This is a genomic window from Enterobacter cloacae complex sp. 2022EL-00981 (assembly GCF_028737495.1).
Lineage (GTDB): Bacteria > Pseudomonadota > Gammaproteobacteria > Enterobacterales > Enterobacteriaceae > Enterobacter > Enterobacter cloacae.
The window spans coordinates 135,212-159,847 of record NZ_JAQZRK010000004.1; the positions used below are offsets into that span (position 1 = coordinate 135,212).

A 24,636-nucleotide genomic window follows, 5' to 3' on the forward strand; every position below is an offset into this window, starting at 1 on the left:
GTGGGTTTGTTATCTTCATCACGCGGAAATGGGCAACTTAAAGACGAGATATAATGAAAGGACGTTGGGCAAAGTATCTGATCACGGGCGCAATGGTAGCCATTCTTGCGGCCTGTTCTTCTAAACCGACCGATCGCGGTCAACAGTATAAAGACGGGAAGTTATCCCAGCCTTTCTCTTTAGTTAACCAGCCGGATGCTGTCGGCGCACCGATCAACGCCGGTGATTTCTCCGAGCAGGTTTACCAGATCCGCAATGCGTCGCCGCGCCTGTATGGTGCCCAGAGTAGCGTCTATAACGCGGTGCAGGACTGGCTGCGCGCGGGCGGCGATACGCGCAATATGCGCCAGTTTGGTATCGACGCCTGGCAGATGGAAGGGGCGGACAACTACGGCAACGTGCAGTTTACCGGCTATTACACCCCGGTTATCCAGGCGCGACATACGCGTCAGGGCGAATTCCAGTATCCTATTTATCGTATGCCGCCAAAACGTGGTCGCCTGCCGTCCCGTGCGGAGATCTACGCCGGTGCGCTTAGCGAAAACTACGTCCTGGCTTACAGCAACTCCCTGATGGATAACTTCATCATGGACGTTCAGGGCAGCGGCTACATCGATTTTGGTGACGGTTCTCCGCTGAACTTCTTTAGCTACGCCGGTAAAAACGGCCATGCCTATCGCAGCATTGGTAAAGTGCTGATCGACCGTGGCGAAGTGAAAAAAGAAGATATGTCGATGCAGGCGATCCGCGAGTGGGGCGAAAAACACAGTGAAGCTGAGGTACGCGAGCTGCTGGAGCAGAACCCGTCGTTCGTCTTCTTCAAACCGCAAAACTTTGCGCCGGTGAAAGGGGCGAGCGCCGTGCCGCTGATTGGCCGTGCGTCGGTAGCATCGGATCGTTCCATCATTCCTGCGGGGACCACGCTGCTGGCAGAAGTGCCGCTGCTGGATAATAACGGTAAATTTAACGGCCAGTACGAGCTACGTCTGATGGTGGCTCTGGACGTTGGTGGCGCGATTAAAGGCCAGCACTTCGATATTTATCAGGGAATTGGTCCGGATGCCGGTCACCGGGCGGGCTGGTATAACCACTATGGCCGCGTATGGGTGCTGAAGACAGCGCCTGGCGCCGGAAACGTATTCAGCGGCTGATTGTGGTATTCTGAGCGGAATACGGATTACTGTTCAGGGTGAGGAAAAACCTCACCCTTTTTACATCTGAGGTTTTATGTCTGTGGTAATCAGCGACGCCTGGCGCCAGCGTTTTGGCGGTACGGCACGTCTCTATGGTGAAAAAGCCCTGCAGCTGTTTGCGGATGCGCATGTCTGCGTCGTGGGCATTGGTGGTGTGGGCTCGTGGGCGGCAGAAGCGCTGGCGAGAACCGGTATTGGCGCAATCACGCTGATTGATATGGATGACGTGTGCGTCACCAACACCAACCGTCAAATCCATGCCCTGCGTGACAACGTCGGCCTGGCAAAATCTGAGGTCATGGCAGAGCGTATCCGCCTGATCAACCCGGAATGTCGGGTCACGGTGATTGATGATTTTGTGACGGCGGATAATGTCGCAGACTATATGAGTAAGGGCTACAGCTACGTGATTGACGCGATCGATAGCGTGCGTCCAAAAGCGGCGCTTATTGCGTACTGTCGTCGTTACAAGGTGCCACTGGTGACCACCGGTGGCGCAGGCGGACAAATTGATCCCACACAGATCCAGGTGGCCGATCTGGCTAAAACCATTCAGGATCCTCTGGCGGCCAAGCTGCGTGAACGTCTGAAAAGCGATTTTAACGTGGTGAAAAACAGCAAGGGCAAGCTGGGCGTCGACTGTGTTTTCTCGACCGAAGCGCTGGTGTATCCGCAGGCGGACGGCTCGGTGTGTGCAATGAAAAGCACGGCGGAAGGGCCAAAAAGGATGGATTGCGCCTCAGGATTTGGTGCGGCCACTATGGTGACCGCCTCTTTTGGCTTTGTGGCGGTGTCTCACGCACTGAAAAAGATGATGGCGAAGGCGGAACGTCAGGCCTGAGCCTGACGGGCGGCGTCCTGCACCGCTTCGCTAAGGGCGACCAGGCCCTGACCGCGTGAGGCGCTCAGCTGCGCGCGCAGCCCTAACTCATCGAACAGAGCCAGCGGCGAGTGCGCCAGTAGCGTCGCCGCGCTTTTCCCTTCGATGGCGGTTAACAGCACCGCCAGCAGACCGCGAACGATACGTCCTTCGCTGTCGCCAAAGAAATGCAGTTTCTCACCGGATACGCTGAACCCAAGCCAGACGCGGTTTTCACAGCCCGCGATCTCTTTTGCCTGCGCTTTGAGATCGTCAGAAAGGGCCGGAAGCTGCTTACCCAGCAGGATCAGTTGACGATATTTATCTTCCCATTGTGTGAGCGGCGCGAAGGTCTGTTTTAACGTTTCTTCTGTGATCACTGTGCCAAACGGATGTCCGGCTAAAGCTGAGCTAGTCATTAATCCACCAGGAGTTCAAGGGCGCGGTCAACCGCGGAAATCAGCGCGTCGACATCGCTTTGGGTATTGTAAGGTGCAAACGAGGCGCGCAGTGTACCACTCACGCCAAGCGCTGCCAGCAGCGGCTGGGCACAGTGCTGCCCGGCACGCAGCGCAATGCCATATCCTGCCAGCAGGGTCACCATGTCGCTATGGTGTACGCCCGCAAAATCAAAGGCTAACAGGCTTGAATCCTGCACGCGGAACGAACGGAAGCCAGGGCGTTTTTTAAGCTCCTCTTCAGCCAGCGTCGCCAGACCCCGGCTCCAGCTCTCCGCCTGGACAATGTCCGTTTCGGCGAGCCATTCGAGCGCAGCGCTCAGGCCAATGACGCCCGCCACGTTTGGCGTACCCGCTTCCAGCCGGTAAGGGACGTCCTGGGTTTTAAAGCCCTCGAAAGAGACTTCCGCGATCATCTTGCCGCCACCGAGCCACGGCGTCATTTTTGCCAGCAGCTCAGGCTTACCGTACAGCGCCCCGATACCGGTTGGTCCGTAGAGCTTATGCCCTGAGAAGGCATAAAAATCGATATCCAGTTTTTGCACATCGGCCGGGAAATGGACCACGCCCTGCGCGCCGTCAACCATCACTATGATGCCGTTGGCATGCGCGATGCGGATAGCCTGCGCCAAATCCGGGCAGCCACCGGTGACGTTGGACATCTGTCCAAGCGCCAGAATGCGGCTGCGCGGTGTAATCAACTCCGGTAACTGTGCTACGTCCGGCAGGTAATCTGTCCCCAGCGGGAGCTTCACCACGCGTGCCCCTGTTTGCTCTGCCACCATCAGCCATGGGACCAGGTTGGCGTGATGTTCCGCTTCACTGACGATGATCTCGTCTCCGGGCTGAAGCAGTGGGCGTGCATAACACTGGGCCACTATGTTTATGGCTTCGGTGGTACCCCGCGTCCAGACGATGTTTTTCCCGCTTTCGGCATTGATCAGACGAGCAACCTGATCGCGTGCCGCTTCGTAGCGCGCGGTTAAGCGCTGGGCCTCGGCAAACTGGCTACGATGCACATTGCCTGCGCTCAGGCTATAAAACTGCTGCGTTGCCTCAATAACCGCCTGCGGCTTTAAGGCTGTGGCAGCGCTATCGAGATAAATACCGGCATCGGCCAGCGCCGGAAACTGTGCGCGAAACTGCGCAGGGCTGAAAGCGTTCATGGAATTCCTCATTGCATTACTGAGATCGTCGCGCAATTTCAGCGGCAGGGCAAGGAGGTTGATATCTATCAGAATTGTCTGCTTATCCCAACGCCCCAGAAAAAGCAGGTTATGCTAAATAGTGTTAGGCGGATGTTTTAGCCTGTTATAAATCGAGGTTTGAATAGCATTAATTGCTAAAGGAGAAGAATCATGAATAAGACAGCTGCAATCATTTCTGCCTGTGCGTTTACTTTTGCCCTGAGCGCCTGTTCTGGTAACAACTACGTCATGCACACTAACGATGGTCGTTCCATTGTTTCGGAAGGGAAACCGACAACCGATAACGATACCGGGATGATTTCATACAAAGATGCTAACGGGAACAAGCAGCAGATCAACCGCACGGATGTGAAAGAGATGAAAGAGATCGAGCATTAACAGATCGCTAAGCAAAAAAAAGCACCGCAAATTGGCGGTGCTACATTAATCACTATGGACAGACAGGGTAAATGTACAGGAAGTGAAAAATTGGTAGCGTTGCTACCGTGGTCTGAATCGCAGACCAATTGCAAACACAACAACACAACATCACAACCGTAAGCCAAAAGCTCTTCAGAACACGCATTCCAAAAAAAGCTTCTCGTTCCGGCTCAGGAAGTGCCGCCACTATAGGTATTTGCTGGTAGTTCCTCAACGGACAAATTATAATGGCTCAGATAAAAAAAACTAATAGGTTAAACGTTGTTTCCTGTTTGTTAAATCTCGTTAACATCTAAGCCAGATAACCATGTCCAAGCGATTGCCACCCCTAAATGCATTACGTGTTTTTGATGCAGCAGCACGTCATCTAAGCTTCACCCGCGCAGCAGATGAGCTTTTTGTGACACAGGCCGCAGTAAGTCACCAAATCAAGTCCCTGGAGGATTTTCTGGGCCTCAAGCTGTTTCGCCGACGCAACCGTTCGCTGTTGCTGACGGAAGAGGGGCAGAGCTATTTTCAGGATATTAAAGAGATTTTTTCCCAGCTCACGGAAGCCACGCGCAAGCTGCAGGCCAGGAGTGCAAAAGGCGCACTGACAGTCAGTTTATTGCCCAGTTTTGCCATTCAGTGGCTGGTGCCCAGACTCTCAAGCTTTAACTCAGCTTATCCGGGAATTGATGTCAGGATCCAGGCGGTGGATCGTCAGGAAGACAAACTGGCGGACGATGTGGACGTTGCCATTTTTTATGGGCGTGGTAACTGGCCGGGCTTGCGTGTCGAGAAATTATACGCAGAATATCTGCTGCCAGTCTGTTCACCGCTGCTTTTGACAGGCGATAAAGCGTTAAAAACGCCCGCCGATCTGGCACAACATACGCTGTTACACGATGCTTCTCGCCGCGACTGGCAAACTTATACCCGTCAATTAGGTCTTAATCATATAAACGTGCAGCAGGGCCCCATCTTTAGCCACAGTGCGATGGTGCTACAGGCTGCCATTCACGGACAGGGCATTGCGTTGGCGAACAACGTCATGGCGCAGTCCGAAATTGAGGCCGGCCGTCTGGTTTGCCCTTTTAATGATGTACTGGTCAGCAAGAATGCGTTTTATCTGGTTTGTCATGACAGTCAGGCAGAACTGGGTAAAATAGCCGCTTTCCGGCAGTGGATACTGGCGAAAGCGGCGAGCGAGCAAGAAAAATTCCGCTTCAGGTATGAACAATAACTTTTGTGTGCCGGGCACGCATTACTTTAGGACTGAAACATGACCAGCCGATTCATGCTGATTTTTGCCGCGGTGAGTGGCTTTATTTTTGTTGCACTGGGCGCGTTTGGCGCACATGTCTTAAGCAAGTCTTTGGGCGTGGTGGAGATGGGCTGGATCCAGACCGGCCTTGAATACCAGGCGTTCCATACGCTGGCTATTTTTGGGCTGGCGGTAGCGATGCAGCGCCGCATCAGCATCTGGTTTTACTGGAGCAGCGTTTTCCTGGCGCTGGGTACGGTGCTGTTCAGCGGCAGCCTTTACTGCCTTGCGCTCTCGCATTTGCGCCTGTGGGCGTTTGTTACACCTGTCGGCGGCGTCAGCTTCCTGGCAGGGTGGGTATTAATGTTTATCGGAGCTATCCGTCTGAAACGCAAGGGCGTTGTTCATGAATAAGATTGTTTTATATTGTCGCCCGGGGTTTGAGAAAGAGTGCGCCGCGGAAATTACGGATAAAGCGGCGAAGCGAGAAGTCTTCGGTTTTGCGCGCGTTAAGGATAATGCGGGCTATGTGGTGTTCGAATGCTACCAGCCTGACGATGCGGATAAGCTGGCACGCGAGCTGCCGTTCAGTTCACTGATCTTTGCGCGCCAGATTTTCGTCGCGGGTGATCTGCTGAAAGATCTTCCGCCAGAAGATCGCATCACCCCGATTGTGGGCATGCTGCAGGGCGTGGTCGAGAAGGGGGGCGATTTGCGCGTTGAAGTGGCCGACACCAACGAAAGCAAAGAGCTGATGAAGTTCTGCCGTAAGTTCACCGTACCGCTGCGCGCGGCGCTGCGTGATGCCGGCGTGCTGACAAACTACGAAACGCCAAAACGTCCGGTCGTGCATATCTTCTTTATTGCCCCGGGCTGCTGCTACGCCGGTTACTCTTATACCAACAACAACTCTCCGTTCTTTATGGGGATCCCACGCCTGAAGTTCCCGGCTGATGCGCCGAGCCGTTCAACCCTGAAGCTGGAAGAGGCGTTTCACGTCTTTATTCCGGCGGATGAGTGGGATGAGCGTCTGGCCAACGGCATGTACGCGGTCGATCTCGGTGCGTGTCCCGGTGGCTGGACCTATCAGCTGGTGAAACGCAACATGTGGGTGTCGTCTGTTGATAACGGCCCGATGGCGCAAAGCCTGATGGACACAGGGCAGGTCACCTGGCTGCGTGAAGACGGTTTCCGCTATCGTCCAACCCGCAATAACATCTCCTGGATGGTATGCGATATGGTGGAAAAACCAGCGAAAGTGGCGGCACTGATGGCCTCCTGGCTGGTGAATGGCTGGTGCCGTGAGACGATTTTTAACCTCAAGCTGCCAATGAAAAAGCGCTATGAGGAGGTCTCTCAGAACCTGGCCTATATTCAGCAGCAACTGGATGAACACGGCATTAACGTGGAGATCCAGGCGCGTCAGCTGTATCACGATCGCGAAGAGGTGACGGTGCATATTCGTCGCTGGTGGGCGGCCGTGGGCGGGCGTCGCGACGAGCGATAGGCCCCTCACCCTAACCCTCTCCTCAACGGGGAGAGGGGACTTTTAACGCTCTAATCTCAACTGCTGCAAATTCCCGTCCAGCTGTAAATCCGTCTGTAACGTCGCCACATCCCGGCAGATAAAGGCCATTTCTTTATGGGCCTCCAGCTTCTTACGCCATTTTTCCGGAACTTCATCGAGCCGGGCGTAGATCCCTTCCAGGTTCTGAAAATCCGTCAGCAGCTGTGCGGCGCTTTTAGGCCCAATACCGGCAACGCCCGGCACCTTGGAGCTGCTGATCCCCGCCAGCCCCCAGTAGTCAGGAAGTTGCTCAGGCGAGACGCCAAATTCACTGGCAATAAACGGGGCGTCGAGCCAGCGTTTCTGGAAGTAATCACGAATGCGGATAGTGGGTGAGAGCAGCTGGCAGTAGCCTTTATCCGTCGACACAATGGTTGCCTGATGCCCGGCGCTGGCCACTTTGACCGCAAGCGTCGCCGCGAGATCGTCCGCTTCATTGCCCTGGGCGCCCCAGCAGGGCACGCCGCGCTTTTCGAATGCCGAGCGAATCATCGGCATTTCTGCATGCAAATCGTCCGGCATGGGGGCGCGTCCGGCTTTATAGTCTGGCAAACGCTGATGTCGCCAGCCGGAATTACGCGCCTCGTCATCAAATACGGCCACGACATGCGTCGGTTCGCTGTGGCGAATAAGTTGCTCCAGCGCGTGCAGACAGGTGTCCTTACAGGGCGTGCCTTGCACTGCATGGATCCGGCGAATCAGGTTGAGCGCGTCGACGATAAGCAAATGAACAGCCACAGATAATCTCCCTTCTGTCTCATGAAGGAAGGGTAACACTGTCAGCGGTATGAAACTATGCGCGGCGGGGAAAACAGGAAGAAGCCTCGCAAAACGAGGCTTCCTGAGAGGCTTAATCGCAGGTCACGATCTTCATTGCCAGACCACCGCGAGAGGTTTCACGGTATTTGGCGTTCATATCTTTACCGGTTTCGTACATGGTTTCGATAACCTTATCGAGGCAGACGCGTGGCTCGCTGGTGCGGCGCAGCGCCATTCGTGCGGCGTTCACTGCCTTCACGGAGGCGATCGCGTTACGTTCGATACACGGCACCTGAACCTGTCCGGCAACCGGGTCACAGGTCAGCCCCAGGTTATGCTCCATGCCGATTTCGGCGGCAATGCAGACCTGCGCCGGGCTTGCGCCTAACAGCTCTGCCAGACCCGCAGCGGCCATGGAACAGGCCACGCCCACTTCACCCTGACAGCCCACTTCCGCGCCGGAAATGGAGGCGTTCATCTTATACAGAGAACCAATCGCACTGGCGACCAGCAAGTAGCGCGCCAGCGAGTTGGCGTTCACTTCACGGATAAACTTGTCGTAGTACGCCAGTACGGCCGGAACGATACCGCAGGCGCCGTTGGTTGGCGCCGTGACCACGCGCCCCCCTGCGGCGTTCTCTTCGTTCACCGCCAGGGCGAACATGTTGATCCAGTCTACGACGGCCATTGGGTCGGTGGTCGTTTTGTCGGTGCTCACCAGCATACGGCGCAGCGCGGCCGCACGACGCGGTACGCGAAGCTTACCGGGCAGAACACCTTCGGTGGTGATCCCGCGTTCAATCCCGCCACGCATCACCTCCCAGACGTTAGCAAAGTGCTGTTCCAGCTCCGCTTTGCTGTGCAGGGCCAGCTCGTTTTTCATCATCAGACCGGAGAGGGAAAGCCCCGTCTCCTGACAGTGACGCTGGAGATCGGCCGCAGTTTTGTACGGATACGGCACGTCAACAGATGAGGTGCTGGTTTGACCAAAGTGGTCTTCGTCGACGATAAACCCGCCGCCGATAGAGTAATAGGTCTGGCTGTAAACCGCAGTGTCGCCGGCCAGCGCGGTAATGCGCATGCCGTTTTCGTGCAGCGACAGGTTGTCCGCATGGAAATTCATGCAATGGTCAACCGGGAATTCCACTTCGTGTTCGCCGTTTGCCAGCAGCAGGCGACCGTGGGTGTTTACGTCCTGGATGAAGCCAGGGATCGCATCAATATCAACGGTATCCGGCAGGTTTCCCGCCAGGCCCATGATAATGGCGATATCGGTATGGTGGCCTTTCCCGGTCAGGGAAAGCGAGCCGTACACATCGACAACCACGCGGGTGATGTCGTGCAAGATGCCGCGTGCAATCAAGTCATCCGTGAACTGCTTACCGGCTTTCATTGGTCCGACAGTGTGAGAGCTGGAAGGACCAATACCGATTTTGAAGATATCGAATACGCTAATCATGATGCGTCCATTGCTTTCAGTCAGAGAGGAAGGAGTGCGCCGTCCGGGGACGGCGCGGGTGATAATCAGAACATGGTGTACAGGGAGTAGAAGATCGCAGAGATAGCGATAAGCCCCATGATAACCACAAAGATGTTGCTCACATGACCGCTGTACTTACGCATAGCAGGGACTTTCTGAATTGCGTACATCGGCATCAGGAACAGAATCATCGCGATAACCGGACCGCCCAGGGTTTCAATCATGCCCAGGATGCTTGGGTTCAGCGTAGCAACGGCCCAGGTGGTAAGCAGCATGAACAGTGCAGTGATTTTGTTCAGCTTGCTGATTTCAATGCTCTTGCCTTTACCGCGCAGAGATTTGATCACCATACCGTTAAAACCTTCACGTGCGCCCAGGTAGTGGCCGAGGAAGGATTTGGTGATGGCGATAATGGCGATGATCGGTGCCATCCACGCAATAATCGGTGCGTTAAAGTGGTTCGCCAGGTAAGACAGAATGGAGATGTTCTGCTCTTTCGCTGCTGCCAGGTCCGCCGGGGAGAGGCTCAGTACGCAGCTGAAGACGAAGAACATTACGGTCAGCACCATCATGATGTGTGCACGTGCCAGGATGCTGGAGCACTTCTTCTCTGCGCCTGCGCCGTACTCTTCACGCTTCGCCACAGCGAAGGAAGAGATGATCGGGGAATGGTTGAAGGAGAAGACCATTACCGGAATCGCCAGCCACAGGGTCATCATCAGGCCGTTACCGGTTGCAGATGCGCTGCTCAGGGAGAGGGTTTCCAGCGCCGCACCGTTCCACTGTGGGATCAGGTAGCAGGCCAGCACCATCAGTGCGGCAACAAACGGGAACACCAGGACGCTCATTGCTTTAACGATCATCTGCTCGCCGAAGCGCACGATGGTCATCATACCGACGATCAGGATCAGGGACAGAATGGCACGCGGTGGCGGCGTCATCTGCAGCTGGTGCGTCATGAAGCTTTCAACGGTGTTGGTGATCGCCACGCTGTAAACCAGCAGAATCGGGTAAATGGCGAAGAAGTAGAGCAGGGTAATCAGTTTCCCTGCGCCAACGCCGAAATGCTCTTCAACCACTTCGGTGATGTCTTCGCCCGGGTTTTTACCGGACAGCACGAAGCGGGTCAGACCGCGGTGTGCGAAGAAGGTCATCGGGAACGCGATGATGGCCATAATGATCAGCGGGATCAGACCGCCGACGCCTGCGTTGATAGGAAGGAACAGTACACCAGCGCCGATTGCTGTGCCGTAAAGGCCAAGCATCCACATGGTATCCGTTTTGCGCCAACCACTTCGGGATTCAATCGAAGCAACGGTGCTGGTTTGAGTGGTTTCCATCTGTATCTCCTGGAGGAAGCAAATTGTCAGGTTTGTAGTCAAATCCGATGAAAAAATGCCTGACGGTAATATGAAATTCGTTCAGTGACGGTTTTTTAATAATTTTCACCCGTAACTATTGGCGGGCGGAAAGATACATTCTACTTATGAATGTATCAGTGATCGCGATCCCAAATGCAATAATCCACTCATGATGTGGGTATATTTAGACCATTTCTCTGTTAAAAAAACATCAAAGAGAATTTACGGGCGCGAAGGCTACCATTAACAACATATGTCCGGAAAGAGCGGCCCCGAAGATAGGTGTCTTGCGCTGTAAAGATGGTGGGTTTTAGGATTTTCTGATGAGTAATTTGCTTTAAAGCTGATAATTTATGGTTTTAAAATCCAGGTAATCGTTTGCGTTGGCGTGCAGTTTATAAATTCTATAAGCAATGACTATGAATTGATGCGAAAAAAAGGCCGGGTAACGACAGAACGCGCCCCGGCCCTCAGAAGAACGATTAACGTGTTATGTGCAGATTTCGTAGCAAGGAATATAAGCCGAGCCCGGCAGCTTCATACGGTGTTGGGCGACAAAGCCCTGCAGCATGTCGTCCATGCGGCGCATCATCTCCGGGTCACCGTGGATCTTATACGGGCCAAACTGCTCAATGGCGCGGATCCCCACCTCTTTCACGTTACCCGCCACAATGCCCGAGAAGGCGCGTCGCAGGTCGGCGGCCAGCACTTCTACCGGCTGGTCAGGATAGAGTTTCAGGTTCGCCATATTCTCATGCGAAGGCTCGAACGGGATCTGCAGATCCGGCGCAATACGGATTGACCAGTTAAAGCTGTAGGCATCACCGGTATCACGACGGTTCTCTTTCACCAGCGGCATCGCTTTTTTCATCTGACGCGCCACTTCTGCTGCATCGTCAATGATAATGCGATAGTGACGACGCGCGGCTTCACCCAGCGTATGCACGATAAACTCGTCCAGCACGCGGAAGTAGTCGGCACTCTCTTTCGGCCCGGTCAGGATCAGCGGCAGAACCTGATCTTTGTTGGCCGGGTTCATCAGGATCCCCAGCAGGTAAAGCAGCTCTTCCGCCGTACCGACGCCGCCTGGGAAGATGATGATGCCGTGAGCGATACGGACAAACGCCTCAAGGCGTTTTTCGATATCCGGCATGATAATCAGTTCGTTAACCAGCGGGTTAGGTGGCTCAGCGGCGATGATCGACGGTTCGGTCATGCCGATAAAACGCCCCTCTTTATAGCGCTGCTGAGCATGGCCTACCGCGGCACCTTTCATGGGGGCTTCCATCGCTCCCGGACCGCAGCCGGTACAGATGTTCAGCTCGCGCAGGCCGAGCTGATTACCCACCCGACGGGCGTACAGATATTCGGTTTCGTTAATGGAGTGACCGCCCCAGCAGACGACCATATTCGGTGCTTCGCCAACGTGCAGGGCACGGGCGTTACGCAGAATAGAAAACACCAGGTTGGTGATATGAACCGAGCTTTCCAGGTCAAGATGCTGGAAGCGGCCCGCGTTGTGGATCTGCCCGTTAACAAACAGGATGTCACGCAGCACGGCAAACAGGTTGGCCTGCAGGGAACGAATAATCCGCCCGTCGACGAAGGCCTCTTCCGGCGGGTTGATCACTTCAAGTTTCACGCCGCGCTCGCGGCGCAGCACGTTGATATCAAAGCTTTCGAAGCGGGATAACAGTTCTTTACTGTTGTCTGTCAGGCTTCCGGAGTTCAGTACGGCAAGTGAACAGTTACGAAACAGTTGATAAAGATCGCTGCTGGCCGTGCGTTTAAGCATGTCCACTTCCAGCTGCGACAACATATCCATTGAGCCAAGCGGGCTAATATGTGTAATCAAGTGAGCTCCTTATGGGACGATTATCGTCATTCCCTGCTGATTACAATAGCCCTGCCGCGTGACGTTTCACAACCTAAAGCGCTGCATTACCCGCGCATATTGTGAAAATATTTATATTACTGACGCACCAGTCGGCCCGTTGCAGGTACAAAATCGGTATTGGTGCGCCACGGGTTAATATCCAGCCCGCCACGACGGGTGTAGCGCGCGTACACGCTCAGCGTTTCTGGCTGGCAGAAGCGCTGAATATCGCTGAAGATGCGCTCCACGCACTGCTCGTGGAATTCGTTGTGATGGCGGAACGACACCAGATAGCGCAGCAGCTTTTCCCGGTCAATTTTGGGGCCGCGATACTGAATTTGCACAGAACCCCAGTCCGGCTGGTGGGTGATCAGGCAGTTGGACTTCAGCAGATGGCTGACCAGCGTCTCTTCCACGATCTTCCCGCTTGCCGCATTTTCCAGGTACCCGGCGCTGAACTCGTAGTTATCCACCTCGATATCCTGATCGTCAATGCAGGTGCCGTTAAAATGGGCGACAGGTTGGCCTTCCAGTTCATTCAGGCGATACAGCGCAACCGTCACGTTGCCCTGGGCGCAGGCGCGTAAATCACGCTCCAGCGTGTGCTGAACCTCTTCCAGGCTGGTGAATTTGGTCTGATTAAAACTGTTGAGATACAGCTTGAAGCTTTTGGATTCCACCAGGTTAAGGCTGGCATGATCCAGCTCAACCTGGCCTACCGCCACCTGCGGCAGACCACGAGCATTCAGCCAGGAGAGCTCATACAGCGTCCAGATATCACCGCCGACAAACGGCAGCGCGTCTGCACGCAGCCCTAAAGGATCGCGGTTAAGGCTGCGCGGAACACCCTGCAGCAGGCTGGCATCGTAGGTGTCGCGGTAATCGGTCGATTTACCCAGCGTTAAGCCACTTAACGCCTGATGATTTTCGTAAGACATGTTTCATAGTCACTTTACAGGTACACTTAGGGCTGAGTTTATCCTGTCTTACCAGAAGAGAGAAATCGGTGGATATCGAAACTGCAAATGCCCTTAAGACCTTCACGACCCGTTACTGCGACGCATGGCATGACACCCGGGGCACCTGGCCGCAAAGTGCTGATCTCTATGGTGTGCCTTCGCCCTGCATTATCTCTTCGGTGGACGACTACGTTATCTGGCAGCCGCAGCCCTGGTCTGTCGAGGAGAATGTAAATGCGGTTGAACGGGCAATGGACATTGTGGTACAACCAGCGGTTCACGCGTTCTACACCACGCAGTTTGCAGGGGATATGCCTGCCCGCTTTGGTGAGGTAACGCTGACGCTGTTGCAGACCTGGAGCGAAGACGATCTGCAGCGTGTTCAGGAAAACCTGATTGGTCATCTGGTCACGCAAAAACGCCTTAAGCTTTCTCCGACACTCTTTATTGCCACGCTGGACAGTGAACTGGATGTTATTTCCGTCTGCAACCTGTCTGGTGAAGTGATCAAAGAGACAATCGGCACCCGCAATCGCGAGACCCTCGCCCCCTCACTTGCGGATTTCCTTACCCGACTTGAGCCGCTTCTGTAATCCATCATGCTACAGCGCGTGTGAGAGATCTCTTACACGGTTTGTGAGAGATCGCCGCAACGATCAGTATTACCTTACGTAATTAAGAAAAATATTATGATAATTATCAAAGGATTAATAAAATCCTGATGCAGCAAACCCGCTTTTCGGAGGCTGACAACGCTTACAGGGTGGGTTGTAAGACGAAGCGGAATAGCGGATTCTATCTCTGTCGACAGGACGCCGACACGAGAAACGAACATCAGGATGATGGCGCTTCTCACACAGGACACGTCAGGATGGCGCTGCAGGAAGGCTTCAGGATGAAGCAAAGGATAACGCAGGACGCGTAAGGGACACCTCCAGGAAGGAGAACGAGAGCCGCTCAGGATGATCGGTGGGTCAGGATGGCCAGGACGTTTCAGGATGAAACAGACACATCAGGACGATGTGTGCAGGATGCAAACAGTTTACGGATGAACAGGCCTTCGGGCTTCAGGAAAAGTTGTCACGGAAGAGCAGGGAGCATAAATTGTAGCTGGAATGCTGCGAAACGAACCGGGAGCACTGTTTTTACAGTGCTCCCTTTTTTTATTTCTGCTGCCTGCAATGCTATGCTGCGCGCCGTTCATTTTTTCAGTTGAGGTTACTATGACGCAACACGATAGGGTTCGTGCCCGGTTGCACGCCATCGAAGCTCTTTTGCGCCAACATCAGCTGTGGCAGGAGACCGCGCCGCAGCCAGAGGCGTTCGCAAGCACCCAGCCGTTCTGCCTGGATACGCTGGCACCGTTTGAGTGGCTCCAGTGGGTGTTAATTCCCCGTATGCATGCGCTGCTGGAAGGTGGACATCCGCTGCCGCAGGCGTTTGCGGTCTCGCCTTACTATGAAATGGCGCTGGAGGCCACCCACCCGGCGCGTGCTGTCATGCTGGCTGAGCTGGAAAAGCTGGATGCGTTGTTTGCCGGTGATGACGCATGACGCTTGAGATCCTCTATCAGGATGAGTGGCTGGTGGCAGTGAACAAACCGTCGGGATGGCTGGTGCACCGCAGCTGGCTGGATCGTGACGAGAAGGTGGTTGTGATGCAGACCGTGCGCGACCAGATTGGTCAGCATGTGTTTACCGCCCATCGCCTGGACAGACCCACCTCCGGTGTACTGCTGATGGGATTGTCCAGCGAAGCGGGTCGTCTGCTGGCGCAGCAGTTCGAGCAGCATCAGATCCAGAAACGCTACCACGCGATCGTGCGTGGCTGGCTGACAGAAGCCGCCACGCTCGACTATCCTCTGGTGGAAGAACTGGACAAAATCGCCGATAAATTTGCCCGTGATGACAAAGGTCCGCAACCTGCGGTAACCGAGTATCGCGGTATGGCGACCACCGAAATGCCGGTGGCAACCAGCAAATTTCCCACCACTCGCTACAGTCTGGTTGAGCTTTTGCCCAAAACCGGGCGTAAACACCAGCTCCGCCGACACCTGAAGCATTTGCGACATCCGATTATCGGTGACAGCAAGCATGGCGATCTGCGCCAGAACCGCAGTGCGGCTGAACATTTTGGTTGCGATCGTCTGATGCTGCACGCAAGCGAACTGAGCCTGACGCATCCGTTTACCGGCAAACCTCTGACGATCCATGCGGGGCTGGATGATGTCTGGATGCAGGCGCTGTCACAGTTTGGCTGGCTGGGGCAACTCCCCAAAAATGAAAGGGTTGAGTTTGTACCGGGCAACGTTCAGGATGAACGGCAAGCGCAATAATTTAGGGAACATATCATGGCTGAAGTAGGCATTTTTGTCGGCACAATGTACGGCAACTCGCTGCTGGTTGCGGAAGAGGCTGAAGCGATACTCGCAAGCCACGGGCATAAAGCCACGGTTTATGAAGACCCGGAGCTGGCAGACTGGGAAAAGTATAAAGATAAATACATTCTGGTGGTCACCTCCACCACCGGGCAGGGCGATCTGCCGGACAGCATCGTGCCGCTTTTCCAGGGCATTAAAGATATTGGCTACCAGCCGGACGTTCACTACGGCATCATCGCCCTGGGCGACAGCTCTTACGCCAATTTCTGCGGCGGCGGCAAGCAGTTCGACGCAATCCTGCAGGAACAGAGCGCCCAGCGCGTGGGCGACATGCTGCTGATTGACGCCGGAGAACACCCGGAACCCGAAAGCGAATCAAACCCGTGGGTTGAGAACTGGGCCACACTGCTTAAATAACATCCTGCCCGGCGGCGCTTCGCTTGCGCGGGCATGTGGGTTTTCCTGGCCGGGTCAGGCGTTGCCGCCACCCGGCGATAACTTCCGCACCAAACGCCAATTCCGTGAACCATCTTCCATTCTTTTAGGCTTTTGCCACAAACAACCTTTCTCATGCCCCTTAATGTTGTGTTTTTGCACGGTGAGAGAACGTGTCACTCCTTCATATACTTTCCCGGTCACAATAAAACGGCTTCAGGCCGTACCAAAACGACAAACACAAATCTCATTCTGATTACCCTACCGGTGCTGTACAGAGTGAACCAGGCGAAAGCTATGTTTCAGGAGTGCAACAATGAGTACATTAAGCCACGCGGCGAGCAGTGCGGAGAAGCGCACTAATGCTCGCTACTGGATAGTGGTGATGCTGTTTATCGTCACGTCCTTTAACTATGGTGACCGCGCCACGCTGTCGATTGCCGGCTCAGAAATGGCAAAAGACATTGGGCTTGATCCGGTTGGCATGGGGTATGTTTTCTCCGCATTTTCATGGGCCTATGTTATTGGTCAGATCCCGGGTGGCTGGCTGCTCGATCGTTTTGGATCCAAGCGCGTCTACTTCTGGTCCATCTTTATCTGGTCGATGTTTACCCTGTTGCAGGGCTTCGTCGATATCTTCAGCGGCTTCGGTATTATCGTCGCGCTCTTTACTCTCCGCTTCCTGGTGGGGTTAGCAGAAGCGCCATCCTTCCCGGGTAATAGCCGCATCGTGGCCGCCTGGTTCCCGGCGCAGGAGAGGGGAACGGCGGTGGCGATTTTTAACTCTGCCCAGTATTTCGCGACGGTGATCTTTGCGCCAATCATGGGCTGGCTGACGCATGAAGTGGGCTGGTCACACGTCTTCTTCTTCATGGGCGGATTGGGGATTGTCATCAGCTTTATCTGGCTGAAAGTGATCCACGAGCCGAACCAACATCCGGGCGTGAACAAGAAAGAGCTGGAGTACATTGCGGAAGGCGGGGCGCTGATCAACATGGATCAGAAAAGCCAAAAAGCAAAAGTTCCGTTGAGCCAGAAATGGGCGCAGATCAAGCAGCTTGTCGGTTCGCGCATGATGATTGGCATCTACCTGGGGCAGTATTGCATTAACGCCTTAACCTACTTCTTTATCACCTGGTTCCCGGTCTATCTGGTGCAGGCACGCGGTATGTCAATTCTGAAAGCGGGCTTTGTCGCCTCCGTACCGGCTATCTGCGGCTTTGTGGGGGGCGTACTGGGTGGGGTGATTTCCGACTGGCTGATGCGTCGTACCGGTTCGCTGAACATCGCCCGTAAAACGCCAATTGTGCTCGGCATGTTGCTTTCAATGACCATGGTGTTCTGTAACTACGTCAGCGCGGAGTGGATGATCATCGGCTTTATGGCGATGGCCTTCTTCGGGAAAGGGATTGGTGCGCTGGGCTGGGCAGTGATGGCGGATACCGCGCCAAAAGAGATCAGCGGCCTGAGCGGCGGTCTGTTTAACATGTTCGGCAACATCTCCGGGATTGTCACCCCGATTGCCATTGGCTACATCGTCGGGACCACGGGCTCATTCAACGGTGCGCTGATTTATGTGGGTGTGCACGCCCTGGTGGCGGTCCTGAGCTATCTGGTGCTGGTGGGTGATATCAAACGCATTGAACTCAAACCTGTAGCGGAGCGTGGCTGATGACAACACAATCGAGCCCGGTTATTACCGACATGAAGGTCATCCCGGTGGCCGGCCAGGACAGCATGCTGCTTAATATTGGCGGCGCGCATAACGCCTGGTTTACCCGCAATATCGTGGTGCTGACCGACAGCGCAGGGAACACCGGCGTTGGGGAAGCGCCGGGCGGTGAGGTGATTTTCCAGACGCTGTCAGACGCGATTCCGCAGGTGGTCGGCCAGGAGGTCGCCCGTCTCAATAAAGTGGTCCAGCGTGTTCACAAAGGCAACCAGTCGGCGGACTTTGACACCTTCGGCAAAGGCGCCTGGACGTTTGAGCTGCGCGTCAATGCCGTCGCCGCGCTGGAGGCCGCCCTGCTCGATTTGCTCGGTAAGGCGCTGAACGTTCCGGTCTGTGAACTGCTGGGGCCGGGCAAACAGCGTGACGCGGTGACGGTACTCGGCTATCTGTTTTATGTTGGCGATCGGCAAAAAACCGATCTGCCTTATCTGGCGCACTCGCCGGGCCACCATGAGTGGTATCACCTGCGTCACCAGGAGGCGCTCTCCAGTGACGCGGTGGTTCGGCTGGCCGAGGCGGCACAGGACCGCTACGGTTTTAAAGACTTCAAACTCAAAGGCGGGGTATTACCCGGCGAGCAGGAGATTGAAACCGCGCGTGCGCTCAAGAAACGTTTTCCGGATGCCCGCATTACCGTTGACCCTAACGGTGCCTGGCTGCTGGATGAGGCTATCGCCCTGTGCAAAGGGCTGGGCGATGTCCTGACCTACGCGGAAGATCCGGTTGGGGCTGAACAAGGCTTCTCGGGTCGCGAGGTGATGGCGGAATTCCGACGTGCCACCGGGCTACCGATCGCTACGAACATGATCGCCACCAACTGGCGTGAAATGGGCCATGCGGTCATGCTGAATGCGGTCGATATTCCGCTGGCAGACCCGCACTTCTGGACGCTTTCAGGCGCCGTGCGTGTGGCGCAGCTGTGTGATGACTGGGGGCTCACCTGGGGTTGTCACTCCAATAACCATTTCGATATTTCGCTGGCGATGTTTACCCACGTTGGCGCGGCGGCACCGGGTCACCCAACCGCTATCGACACACACTGGATTTGGCAGGAGGGTGAGGCCCGTCTGACGAAAAATCCGCTGGAAATTAAAAACGGCACCATCGCGGTACCGGATGCGCCGGGATTGGGCGTGGAGCTTGACTGGGATCAGGTCCACAAGGCGCATGAAGCGTATAAAAAACTGCCGGGCGGCGCGCGTAATGATGCCGGGCCGATGCAGTACCTGATCCCTGGCTGGACATTTGACCGTAAGCGCCCTGTTTTTGGACGTCACTGATAAAAGGATTGCACCATGAGCACTTTTACCACCCCTGTTGTTACTTCCATGCAGATCATTCCGGTTGCCGGCCATGACAGCATGCTGATGAACCTGAGCGGCGCACATGCGCCGTTTTTCACCCGCAATATTGTCATTATTAAAGATAACGCCGGGCATACCGGCGTGGGGGAAATCCCGGGCGGTGAGAAGATCCGCAAAACGCTTGAAGACGCCATCCCGCTGGTGGTGGGAAAAACGCTGGGCGAATATAAAAACGTCTTAAATACCGTGCGGAATACCTTTGCCGATCGCGATGCGGGTGGCCGTGGGCTGCAAACGTTTGATCTGCGCACCACCATCCACGTGGTGACCGGCATCGAAGCCGCCATGCTGGATCTGTTAGGTCAACACCTGGGGGTTAACGTTGCTTCCCTGCTGGGTGAGGGGCAGCAACGCAGCGAAGTGGAGATGTTGGGCTATCTGTTCTTTGTTGGTGACCGCAACCTGACGCCGTTGCCATACCAGAGCCAGCCGGACGAGCAATGTGACTGGTACCGACTCCGCCACGATGAAGCGATGACGCCGGATGCGGTGGTGCGCCTGGCGGAGGCCGCGTACGAAAAATATGGTTTTAATGATTTCAAACTGAAGGGCGGCGTGCTGGCCGGGGAAGAAGAGGCCGAAGCTATCTCAGCCCTGGCTAAACGATTCCCGCAGGCGCGCGTCACGCTGGATCCGAACGGGGCCTGGTCGCTTGATGAGGCGATCGTCATCGGCAAGCAGCTGAAAGGCGTGCTGGCCTACGCGGAGGATCCGTGCGGGGCAGAACAAGGTTTCTCTGGCCGTGAAGTGATGGCGGAGTTCCGCCGCGCCACGGGTTTACCTACTGCGACCAACATGATCGCCACCGACTGGCGTCAGATGGGGCACACCTTGTCCCTGCAGTCTGTCGATATTCCGCTGGCTGACCCGCATTTCTGGACGATGCAGGGCTCTGTACGCGTGGCGCAGATGTGCCATGAGTTCGGTCTGACCTGGGGCTCGCACTCCAATAACCACTTTGATATCTCGCTGGCGATGTTCACCCACGTGGCCGCTGCCGCGCCGGGCACGATCACCGCGATCGACACCCACTGGATCTGGCAGGAAGGCAATCAGCGCCTGACGAAAGCGCCGTTTGAAATCAAAGGGGGGATGGTGCAGGTCCCGTCCACACCGGGTCTGGGCGTGGAACTGGATATGGATCAGGTGATGAAAGCCCATGAGCTGTACCAGAAACATGGGCTGGGTGCGCGCGATGACGCGATGGCGATGCAGTATCTGATCCCAGAGTGGACATTCGACAATAAACGTCCGTGCATGGTACGATAAACGCATTGGGACCGCTCCCATGAGCGGTTCTTTACGTGGTGTATGCTTAACGTAACGACTATGCGTAAGGATGGCTTATGAAAATTGTTATCGCACCGGACTCGTATAAGGAAAGTTTGAGTGCGCTTGAGGTTGCGACAGCGATAGAGCAGGGTTTTCGCGAGATCTTTCCTGAGGCGGTTTACGTCAAACTGCCGGTCGCGGACGGCGGTGAAGGCACCGTCGAAGCGATGATCGCGGCAACGCAGGGACGCATTGTGCATGTTCCGGTGACCGGCCCTCTGGGCCATCGCGTGGAAGGGTTTTACGGGATATCCGGCGACGAGAAGAGCGCCTTTATCGAAATGGCGGCGGCCAGTGGTCTTGAGCTGGTTGCACCTTCGCAGCGCGATCCTCTGAAAACGACCTCCTGGGGCACGGGTGAACTTATCCGTCACGCGCTGGATGCGGGCGTTAAGCATATCATCATCGGCATCGGTGGCAGCGCCACTAATGATGGCGGTGCAGGAATGGTGCAGGCGCTGGGGGCCAGGCTGCTGGACGACCGTGAACAGCCGCTGGGGCAGGGCGGAGGCGAGCTGGGCAAACTTGCCCGTATCGACCTGAGCGGGCTGGACAAGCGTCTGGCCGAGTGCCGCATAGAAGTGGCCTGCGATGTGACGAATCCGCTTACCGGTAAGCTGGGCGCATCAGCGGTTTTTGGTCCGCAAAAGGGGGCCACACCCGAGATGATCATTACTCTGGACAATGCGCTTGCGCACTATGCGCGGATCATTGCCCGGGATCTTGATATGGATGTGCTCAACCTGGCGGGCGGCGGTGCGGCAGGTGGAATGGGGGCGGCGCTGTACGCCTTCTGCGGTGCGCAGCTGCGCCAGGGCATTGAGATCGTCACCGATGCGCTACATCTGGCTGACCAGATTGCCGATGCGGATTTGGTGATAACGGGTGAAGGTCGCATCGACAGCCAGACGATCCACGGCAAAGTGCCGGTTGGGGTGGCGAAGGTAGCCAAACGCTTCAACAAGCCGGTTATCGGGATTGCAGGCAGTCTGACGGCGGACGTTGGCGTCGTGCACGATCACGGCATCGATGCGGTGTTTAGCGTGATTTACACCATCTGCTCGCTGGAAGATGCGCTGGAAAATGCCAGCGAGAACGTCAGGATGGCCGCAAGAAATATCGCGGCGGTACTGAAACTCGGGCAGGGGATGTAGTTCTCCCTCTCCCGGTGGGAGAGGGGTGAGGGTGTAGGCCCGGTAAGCGTCGCGCCACCGGGCATTTACCTCAATTTCCTAACACCTTCATAGCTTCCCGCGTCACGTTATCCATCTCATCCAGCAGCTCAAGGAACTCCGGTTCCAGTTCAGATTCTGGTGTCCCTGCGCGTAGCTGCTGCTCCAGCAACTGGCAGAGGTTTTTCAGGCGGGGCACGCCGCTGTAGCCACAGCTACCGTGCAGCTTGTGGATAGCCTGCAGCAGCTCCTCCGGGTTTTCGCCCACCAGCTGTTCTTCTACCTTATTGCGAATTTCCGGCAGAAACGCGACCAGCATCTGTAGCATCTCGCGGGCTAAATCAGGTTTCCCCGCCGCCTGGCGTAACGCAAGCTGCCAGTCAAAAGTGGCGTTCTGATTCACGCTAATCTCAACTGGTTCTGCTGATAAGGTATACGTACCGCCGATATGCCCCGGCTTATAGCGCAGCAGCAGGTTATGCAGTTTCTCTTCGTCGATAGGTTTCGCCAGATAATCGTTCATTCCGGCGCCGAGCAGCTTCTCTTTCTGTCCGGCCATCGCATGCGCGGTCACGGCAATGACCGGCGTTTGCTGTTGATGAGGTAGCTGGCGGATGAGCTCACAGGCGCGAATGCCATCCATACCCGGCATTTGAATATCCATCAGAATCAAATCGAACTGCATCTGTTTGGCCAGTTCAACCGCCTCAGCACCGCTGGCGCAGAGCTCGACATGCTGAACCTGATCCTCAAGCAGCACGCCAATCAGCTTCAGGTTTGCCGGGTTATCATCCACCGCCATCACGCTCATCGGCAGCCTCTGCTCGTCATTAACCAGCGCCACGGCATGCTCATTCAGGCGGCAGTAGGCCGTCAGGGCAGGTAACAAGCGTGTGGCGGTGAGCGGTTTAAGCAGACAGGCGGCCGCCCCGTCGTTTTTCAACTCTTCGGCATTGATTTGCGCATGGCACGGCAGCGCCAGCAGCAGGTAGTCGGTCATTGATGCGGCTTTCGCCAGCCGTTCCTGCTGCATGGTGAGCTCCCCGGTAAAGGTGACCGGGATCCCCATCAGCAGGATGTCGTAATGCTCAACGGTAAGCGCAGAGAAGGTCGGGCTGTAGACCACCTCAAGCGGCGTGGTGCTTAAGATGTCCAGCGTGCACTGGGCAGCGGCGGCGTTCGGCTCCACGTAAGCGAGGCGCTTGCCTTTCAGGCAATCCGTCACCGGGCCGTCCGTCAGCACGTTCGGGTTGAGATCCAGGTTGATATGGAACCAGAACGTCGACCCCCGGTTTGGCTGGCTGTGGAAAGAGATATCGCCACCCATCTCTTTAACCAGTTTTTGCGTGATAACCAGCCCCAGGCCCGTACCACCGTGACGCCGTGAAATACTCGCATCCGCCTGACGAAACGCCTGGAACAGACGGGATTGATCCCGTTCGGGAATGCCAATGCCGGTATCGCGGATCTGAACTTCAATCTGTACTTTGTTATTACTGATGGCACGTTTTTCCACCAGAATGTCGATGTTGCCACTTTCGGTAAATTTGATGGCATTACCGACAAGATTGGTAATGACCTGCTGCAGGCGCAGCGGATCGCCGATGACGTTATCCGGCACGTCGTTTTTAATGTTCAGCGTCAGCTCAAGCCCTTTGTCGTGCGACGAGTGCGCCAGTAGCGTAACCACCTCATCAAGCGTACTGCGCAGCGGGAACGGAATGCTCTCCAGAATCAGCTTGCCCGCCTCCAGTTTGGAGAAGTCCAGCACGTCATTAATGATCGCCAGCAGATTGTTGGCCGAACGTTCAATGGTGTGCAGGTGATCGCGCTGGGTGGGGTTAAGCTCGCTCTTCAGGGTCAGGCGGGTAAAGCCAATCACGCCATTGAGCGGCGTACGCAGCTCGTGTGACATATTGGCAAGGAACTCCGATTTAATGCGGGCAGCCTCCTGGGCACGCTTTTTCGCCAGATCCAGCTCGACGTTCTGGATCTCCATCTGTTCCAGCGTTTCGCGCAGATCCGAAGTGGCCTGATCCACGTTATGCTGCATCTCTTCGTGATAGGCCGCCAGCGACATCGCCATCGAGTTGATGCCGTTTTTCAGCATGTCCAGTTCGCCCAGCATAAACCCTTCCACGCGGCTGTCGAGCTGGCCACGGCGAATGCGGTCAACGGTGTTGACCATATTGCGGATGGGCCCGGTCACATCGCGCATCAGTCGCCAGCCGAAGATAAGCGCAATGCCGATACAGAACAGCATCATCACGCCGGAGATAAAAATCTCTTTGTACTGCTGCAGTCGCACCGACTTGAGGTCCAGCTCCAGCGCCACATATCCGAGCATATTGCTGCTGGACTTGGCGTCGGATTGCGCGGACTCATCCGGCGAATAACTTTCCGAAATTATCGGCGTGCGCAGGATCATAATATCGCCCCGTCGCATCACCGTGAGATGGCGCGGGAACGGCGAACCGTCAGGAATTTTTAACGCTGCCGGATCAAGATGAAAATTAGAGGTGACGAACAGCCGGTTATGCTCGTCATAGACGGAGATCGCACGCACAATATCCGAGTGGCGGCGATGCAACACACTGATTAACTGACCAATCGATTCGCGGTTTTGCAGATTCATCCCGTATTCGCTGGACACGGCCAGCGGTTCGATGATGCTGGCTCCGGCATCTTCCAGCTGTCGCTGCAGGTCGTTATAGCGGTGCACAACGAAGAAGATGCTCAGCAGCAAACCGATGAGAACGGTGGGGGCGAGGATCAAAATCATCATGCGCGCGCGCAGGCTGTAGTTGGTCATGGCGTTCCGTTATGGGACAATTA

Annotated in this window: 22 protein-coding genes; 14 read left to right on the plus strand and 8 right to left on the minus strand. The window is 55.5% G+C overall.

The window, feature by feature from the left end; all coding sequences use genetic code 11:
* The first annotated feature begins 53 nt into the window (after positions 1-53).
* Positions 54-1,151, plus strand: coding sequence for a murein transglycosylase A (gene mltA / locus PUZ33_RS05650; RefSeq protein WP_013098540.1), 1,098 nt, complete (start codon positions 54-56; stop codon positions 1,149-1,151).
* Between the two features lie 76 nt (positions 1,152-1,227).
* Positions 1,228-2,034, plus strand: coding sequence for a tRNA cyclic N6-threonylcarbamoyladenosine(37) synthase TcdA (tcdA, locus tag PUZ33_RS05655; RefSeq protein WP_014833111.1), 807 nt, complete (start codon positions 1,228-1,230; stop codon positions 2,032-2,034).
* Here tcdA and csdE read toward each other — a convergent pair.
* Both csdE and csdA read right to left on the minus strand, forming a co-directional pair.
* On the minus strand, positions 2,025-2,471 hold the full coding sequence (csdE, locus tag PUZ33_RS05660) for a cysteine desulfurase sulfur acceptor subunit CsdE (protein ID WP_023622033.1): 447 nt from the start codon (positions 2,469-2,471) through the stop codon (positions 2,025-2,027). The two genes, tcdA and csdE, sit on opposite strands and share 10 nt — an antisense overlap.
* Positions 2,471-3,676: a cysteine desulfurase CsdA gene (gene csdA / locus PUZ33_RS05665; RefSeq protein WP_045295621.1), complete on the minus strand. Its 1,206-nt coding sequence runs from the start codon at positions 3,674-3,676 to the stop codon at positions 2,471-2,473. Before csdA ends, csdE begins: the two co-directional genes overlap by 1 nt.
* 192 nt (positions 3,677-3,868) lie before the next feature.
* Here csdA and PUZ33_RS05670 point away from each other — a divergent pair, with 192 nt between their 5' ends.
* The 4 genes from PUZ33_RS05670 to rlmM all read left to right on the plus strand — a co-directional run bounded on the left by PUZ33_RS05670 (position 3,869) and on the right by rlmM (position 6,891).
* The gene (locus tag PUZ33_RS05670) at positions 3,869-4,096 is read left to right on the plus strand and encodes a YgdI/YgdR family lipoprotein (protein WP_008499648.1); all 228 of its coding nucleotides are present in this window, start codon (positions 3,869-3,871) and stop codon (positions 4,094-4,096) included.
* 349 nt (positions 4,097-4,445) lie between these two features.
* The gene (gene gcvA / locus PUZ33_RS05675) at positions 4,446-5,363 is read left to right on the plus strand and encodes a glycine cleavage system transcriptional regulator GcvA (RefSeq protein WP_023622031.1); all 918 of its coding nucleotides are present in this window, start codon (positions 4,446-4,448) and stop codon (positions 5,361-5,363) included.
* Positions 5,364-5,402: 39 nt separating this feature from the next.
* Entirely contained in the window at positions 5,403-5,798 is a 396-nt protein-coding gene (locus PUZ33_RS05680; protein WP_003862756.1) for a DUF423 domain-containing protein, read from the plus strand.
* Positions 5,791-6,891 carry a 23S rRNA (cytidine(2498)-2'-O)-methyltransferase RlmM gene (gene rlmM / locus PUZ33_RS05685; protein WP_058680953.1) on the plus strand — a complete coding sequence of 367 codons (1,101 nt, stop codon included), beginning with the start codon at positions 5,791-5,793 and terminating at the stop codon, positions 6,889-6,891. Before PUZ33_RS05680 ends, rlmM begins: the two co-directional genes overlap by 8 nt.
* Positions 6,892-6,933: 42 nt before the next feature.
* Here rlmM and xni read toward each other — a convergent pair whose 3' ends face one another.
* The 5 genes from xni to queF form a co-directional block, all read right to left on the minus strand.
* Positions 6,934-7,689, minus strand: coding sequence for a flap endonuclease Xni (gene xni, locus PUZ33_RS05690; RefSeq protein ID WP_045902065.1), 756 nt, complete (start codon positions 7,687-7,689; stop codon positions 6,934-6,936).
* Positions 7,690-7,801: 112 nt separating this feature from the next.
* Positions 7,802-9,169, minus strand: a complete 1,368-nt coding sequence (locus PUZ33_RS05695; RefSeq protein WP_020689323.1) for an L-serine ammonia-lyase — start codon at positions 9,167-9,169, stop codon at positions 7,802-7,804.
* A gap of 65 nt (positions 9,170-9,234) precedes the next feature.
* Entirely contained in the window at positions 9,235-10,530 is a 1,296-nt protein-coding gene (locus PUZ33_RS05700) for an HAAAP family serine/threonine permease (RefSeq protein WP_013098531.1), read from the minus strand.
* A gap of 511 nt (positions 10,531-11,041) precedes the next feature.
* Positions 11,042-12,406, minus strand: a complete 1,365-nt coding sequence (gene ppnN / locus PUZ33_RS05705; RefSeq protein ID WP_058680951.1) for a nucleotide 5'-monophosphate nucleosidase PpnN — start codon at positions 12,404-12,406, stop codon at positions 11,042-11,044.
* Between the two features lie 116 nt (positions 12,407-12,522).
* Positions 12,523-13,365 (minus strand): NADPH-dependent 7-cyano-7-deazaguanine reductase QueF, encoded by an 843-nt coding sequence (queF, locus tag PUZ33_RS05710; protein ID WP_013098529.1) that lies wholly within the window; start codon positions 13,363-13,365, stop codon positions 12,523-12,525.
* 68 nt (positions 13,366-13,433) lie between these two features.
* Between queF and syd the strand changes: the two genes are divergently transcribed.
* From syd to PUZ33_RS05750, 8 genes are all read left to right on the plus strand, one after another.
* A complete protein-coding gene (gene syd, locus PUZ33_RS05715; protein ID WP_013098528.1) occupies positions 13,434-13,979 on the plus strand; it encodes a SecY-interacting protein in 546 nt (181 codons plus the stop codon).
* A 630-nt stretch (positions 13,980-14,609) separates the two neighbouring features.
* Positions 14,610-14,939 carry a YqcC family protein gene (locus PUZ33_RS05720; protein ID WP_047024567.1) on the plus strand — a complete coding sequence of 110 codons (330 nt, stop codon included), beginning with the start codon at positions 14,610-14,612 and terminating at the stop codon, positions 14,937-14,939.
* Positions 14,936-15,721: a tRNA pseudouridine(65) synthase TruC gene (gene truC / locus PUZ33_RS05725; RefSeq protein ID WP_013098526.1), complete on the plus strand. Its 786-nt coding sequence runs from the start codon at positions 14,936-14,938 to the stop codon at positions 15,719-15,721. Before PUZ33_RS05720 ends, truC begins: the two co-directional genes overlap by 4 nt.
* Before the next feature lie 15 nt (positions 15,722-15,736).
* Positions 15,737-16,183: a flavodoxin gene (locus PUZ33_RS05730; protein ID WP_058680950.1), complete on the plus strand. Its 447-nt coding sequence runs from the start codon at positions 15,737-15,739 to the stop codon at positions 16,181-16,183.
* Between the two features lie 334 nt (positions 16,184-16,517).
* Positions 16,518-17,873 (plus strand): galactarate/glucarate/glycerate transporter GudP, encoded by a 1,356-nt coding sequence (gene gudP / locus PUZ33_RS05735; RefSeq protein ID WP_013098524.1) that lies wholly within the window; start codon positions 16,518-16,520, stop codon positions 17,871-17,873.
* Positions 17,873-19,213 (plus strand): enolase C-terminal domain-like protein, encoded by a 1,341-nt coding sequence (locus tag PUZ33_RS05740; protein ID WP_058680949.1) that lies wholly within the window; start codon positions 17,873-17,875, stop codon positions 19,211-19,213. Before gudP ends, PUZ33_RS05740 begins: the two co-directional genes overlap by 1 nt.
* 15 nt (positions 19,214-19,228) lie before the next feature.
* Positions 19,229-20,566, plus strand: coding sequence for a glucarate dehydratase (gene gudD, locus PUZ33_RS05745; RefSeq protein WP_058680948.1), 1,338 nt, complete (start codon positions 19,229-19,231; stop codon positions 20,564-20,566).
* A gap of 77 nt (positions 20,567-20,643) precedes the next feature.
* Complete coding sequence (locus PUZ33_RS05750) at positions 20,644-21,783, plus strand: glycerate kinase (protein WP_040021628.1); 1,140 nt, start codon at positions 20,644-20,646, stop codon at positions 21,781-21,783.
* Positions 21,784-21,853: 70 nt separating this feature from the next.
* Here PUZ33_RS05750 and barA read toward each other — a convergent pair whose 3' ends face one another.
* Positions 21,854-24,613, minus strand: coding sequence for a two-component sensor histidine kinase BarA (gene barA, locus PUZ33_RS05755; protein WP_061771909.1), 2,760 nt, complete (start codon positions 24,611-24,613; stop codon positions 21,854-21,856).
* Between the last annotated feature and the right edge of the window lie 23 nt (positions 24,614-24,636).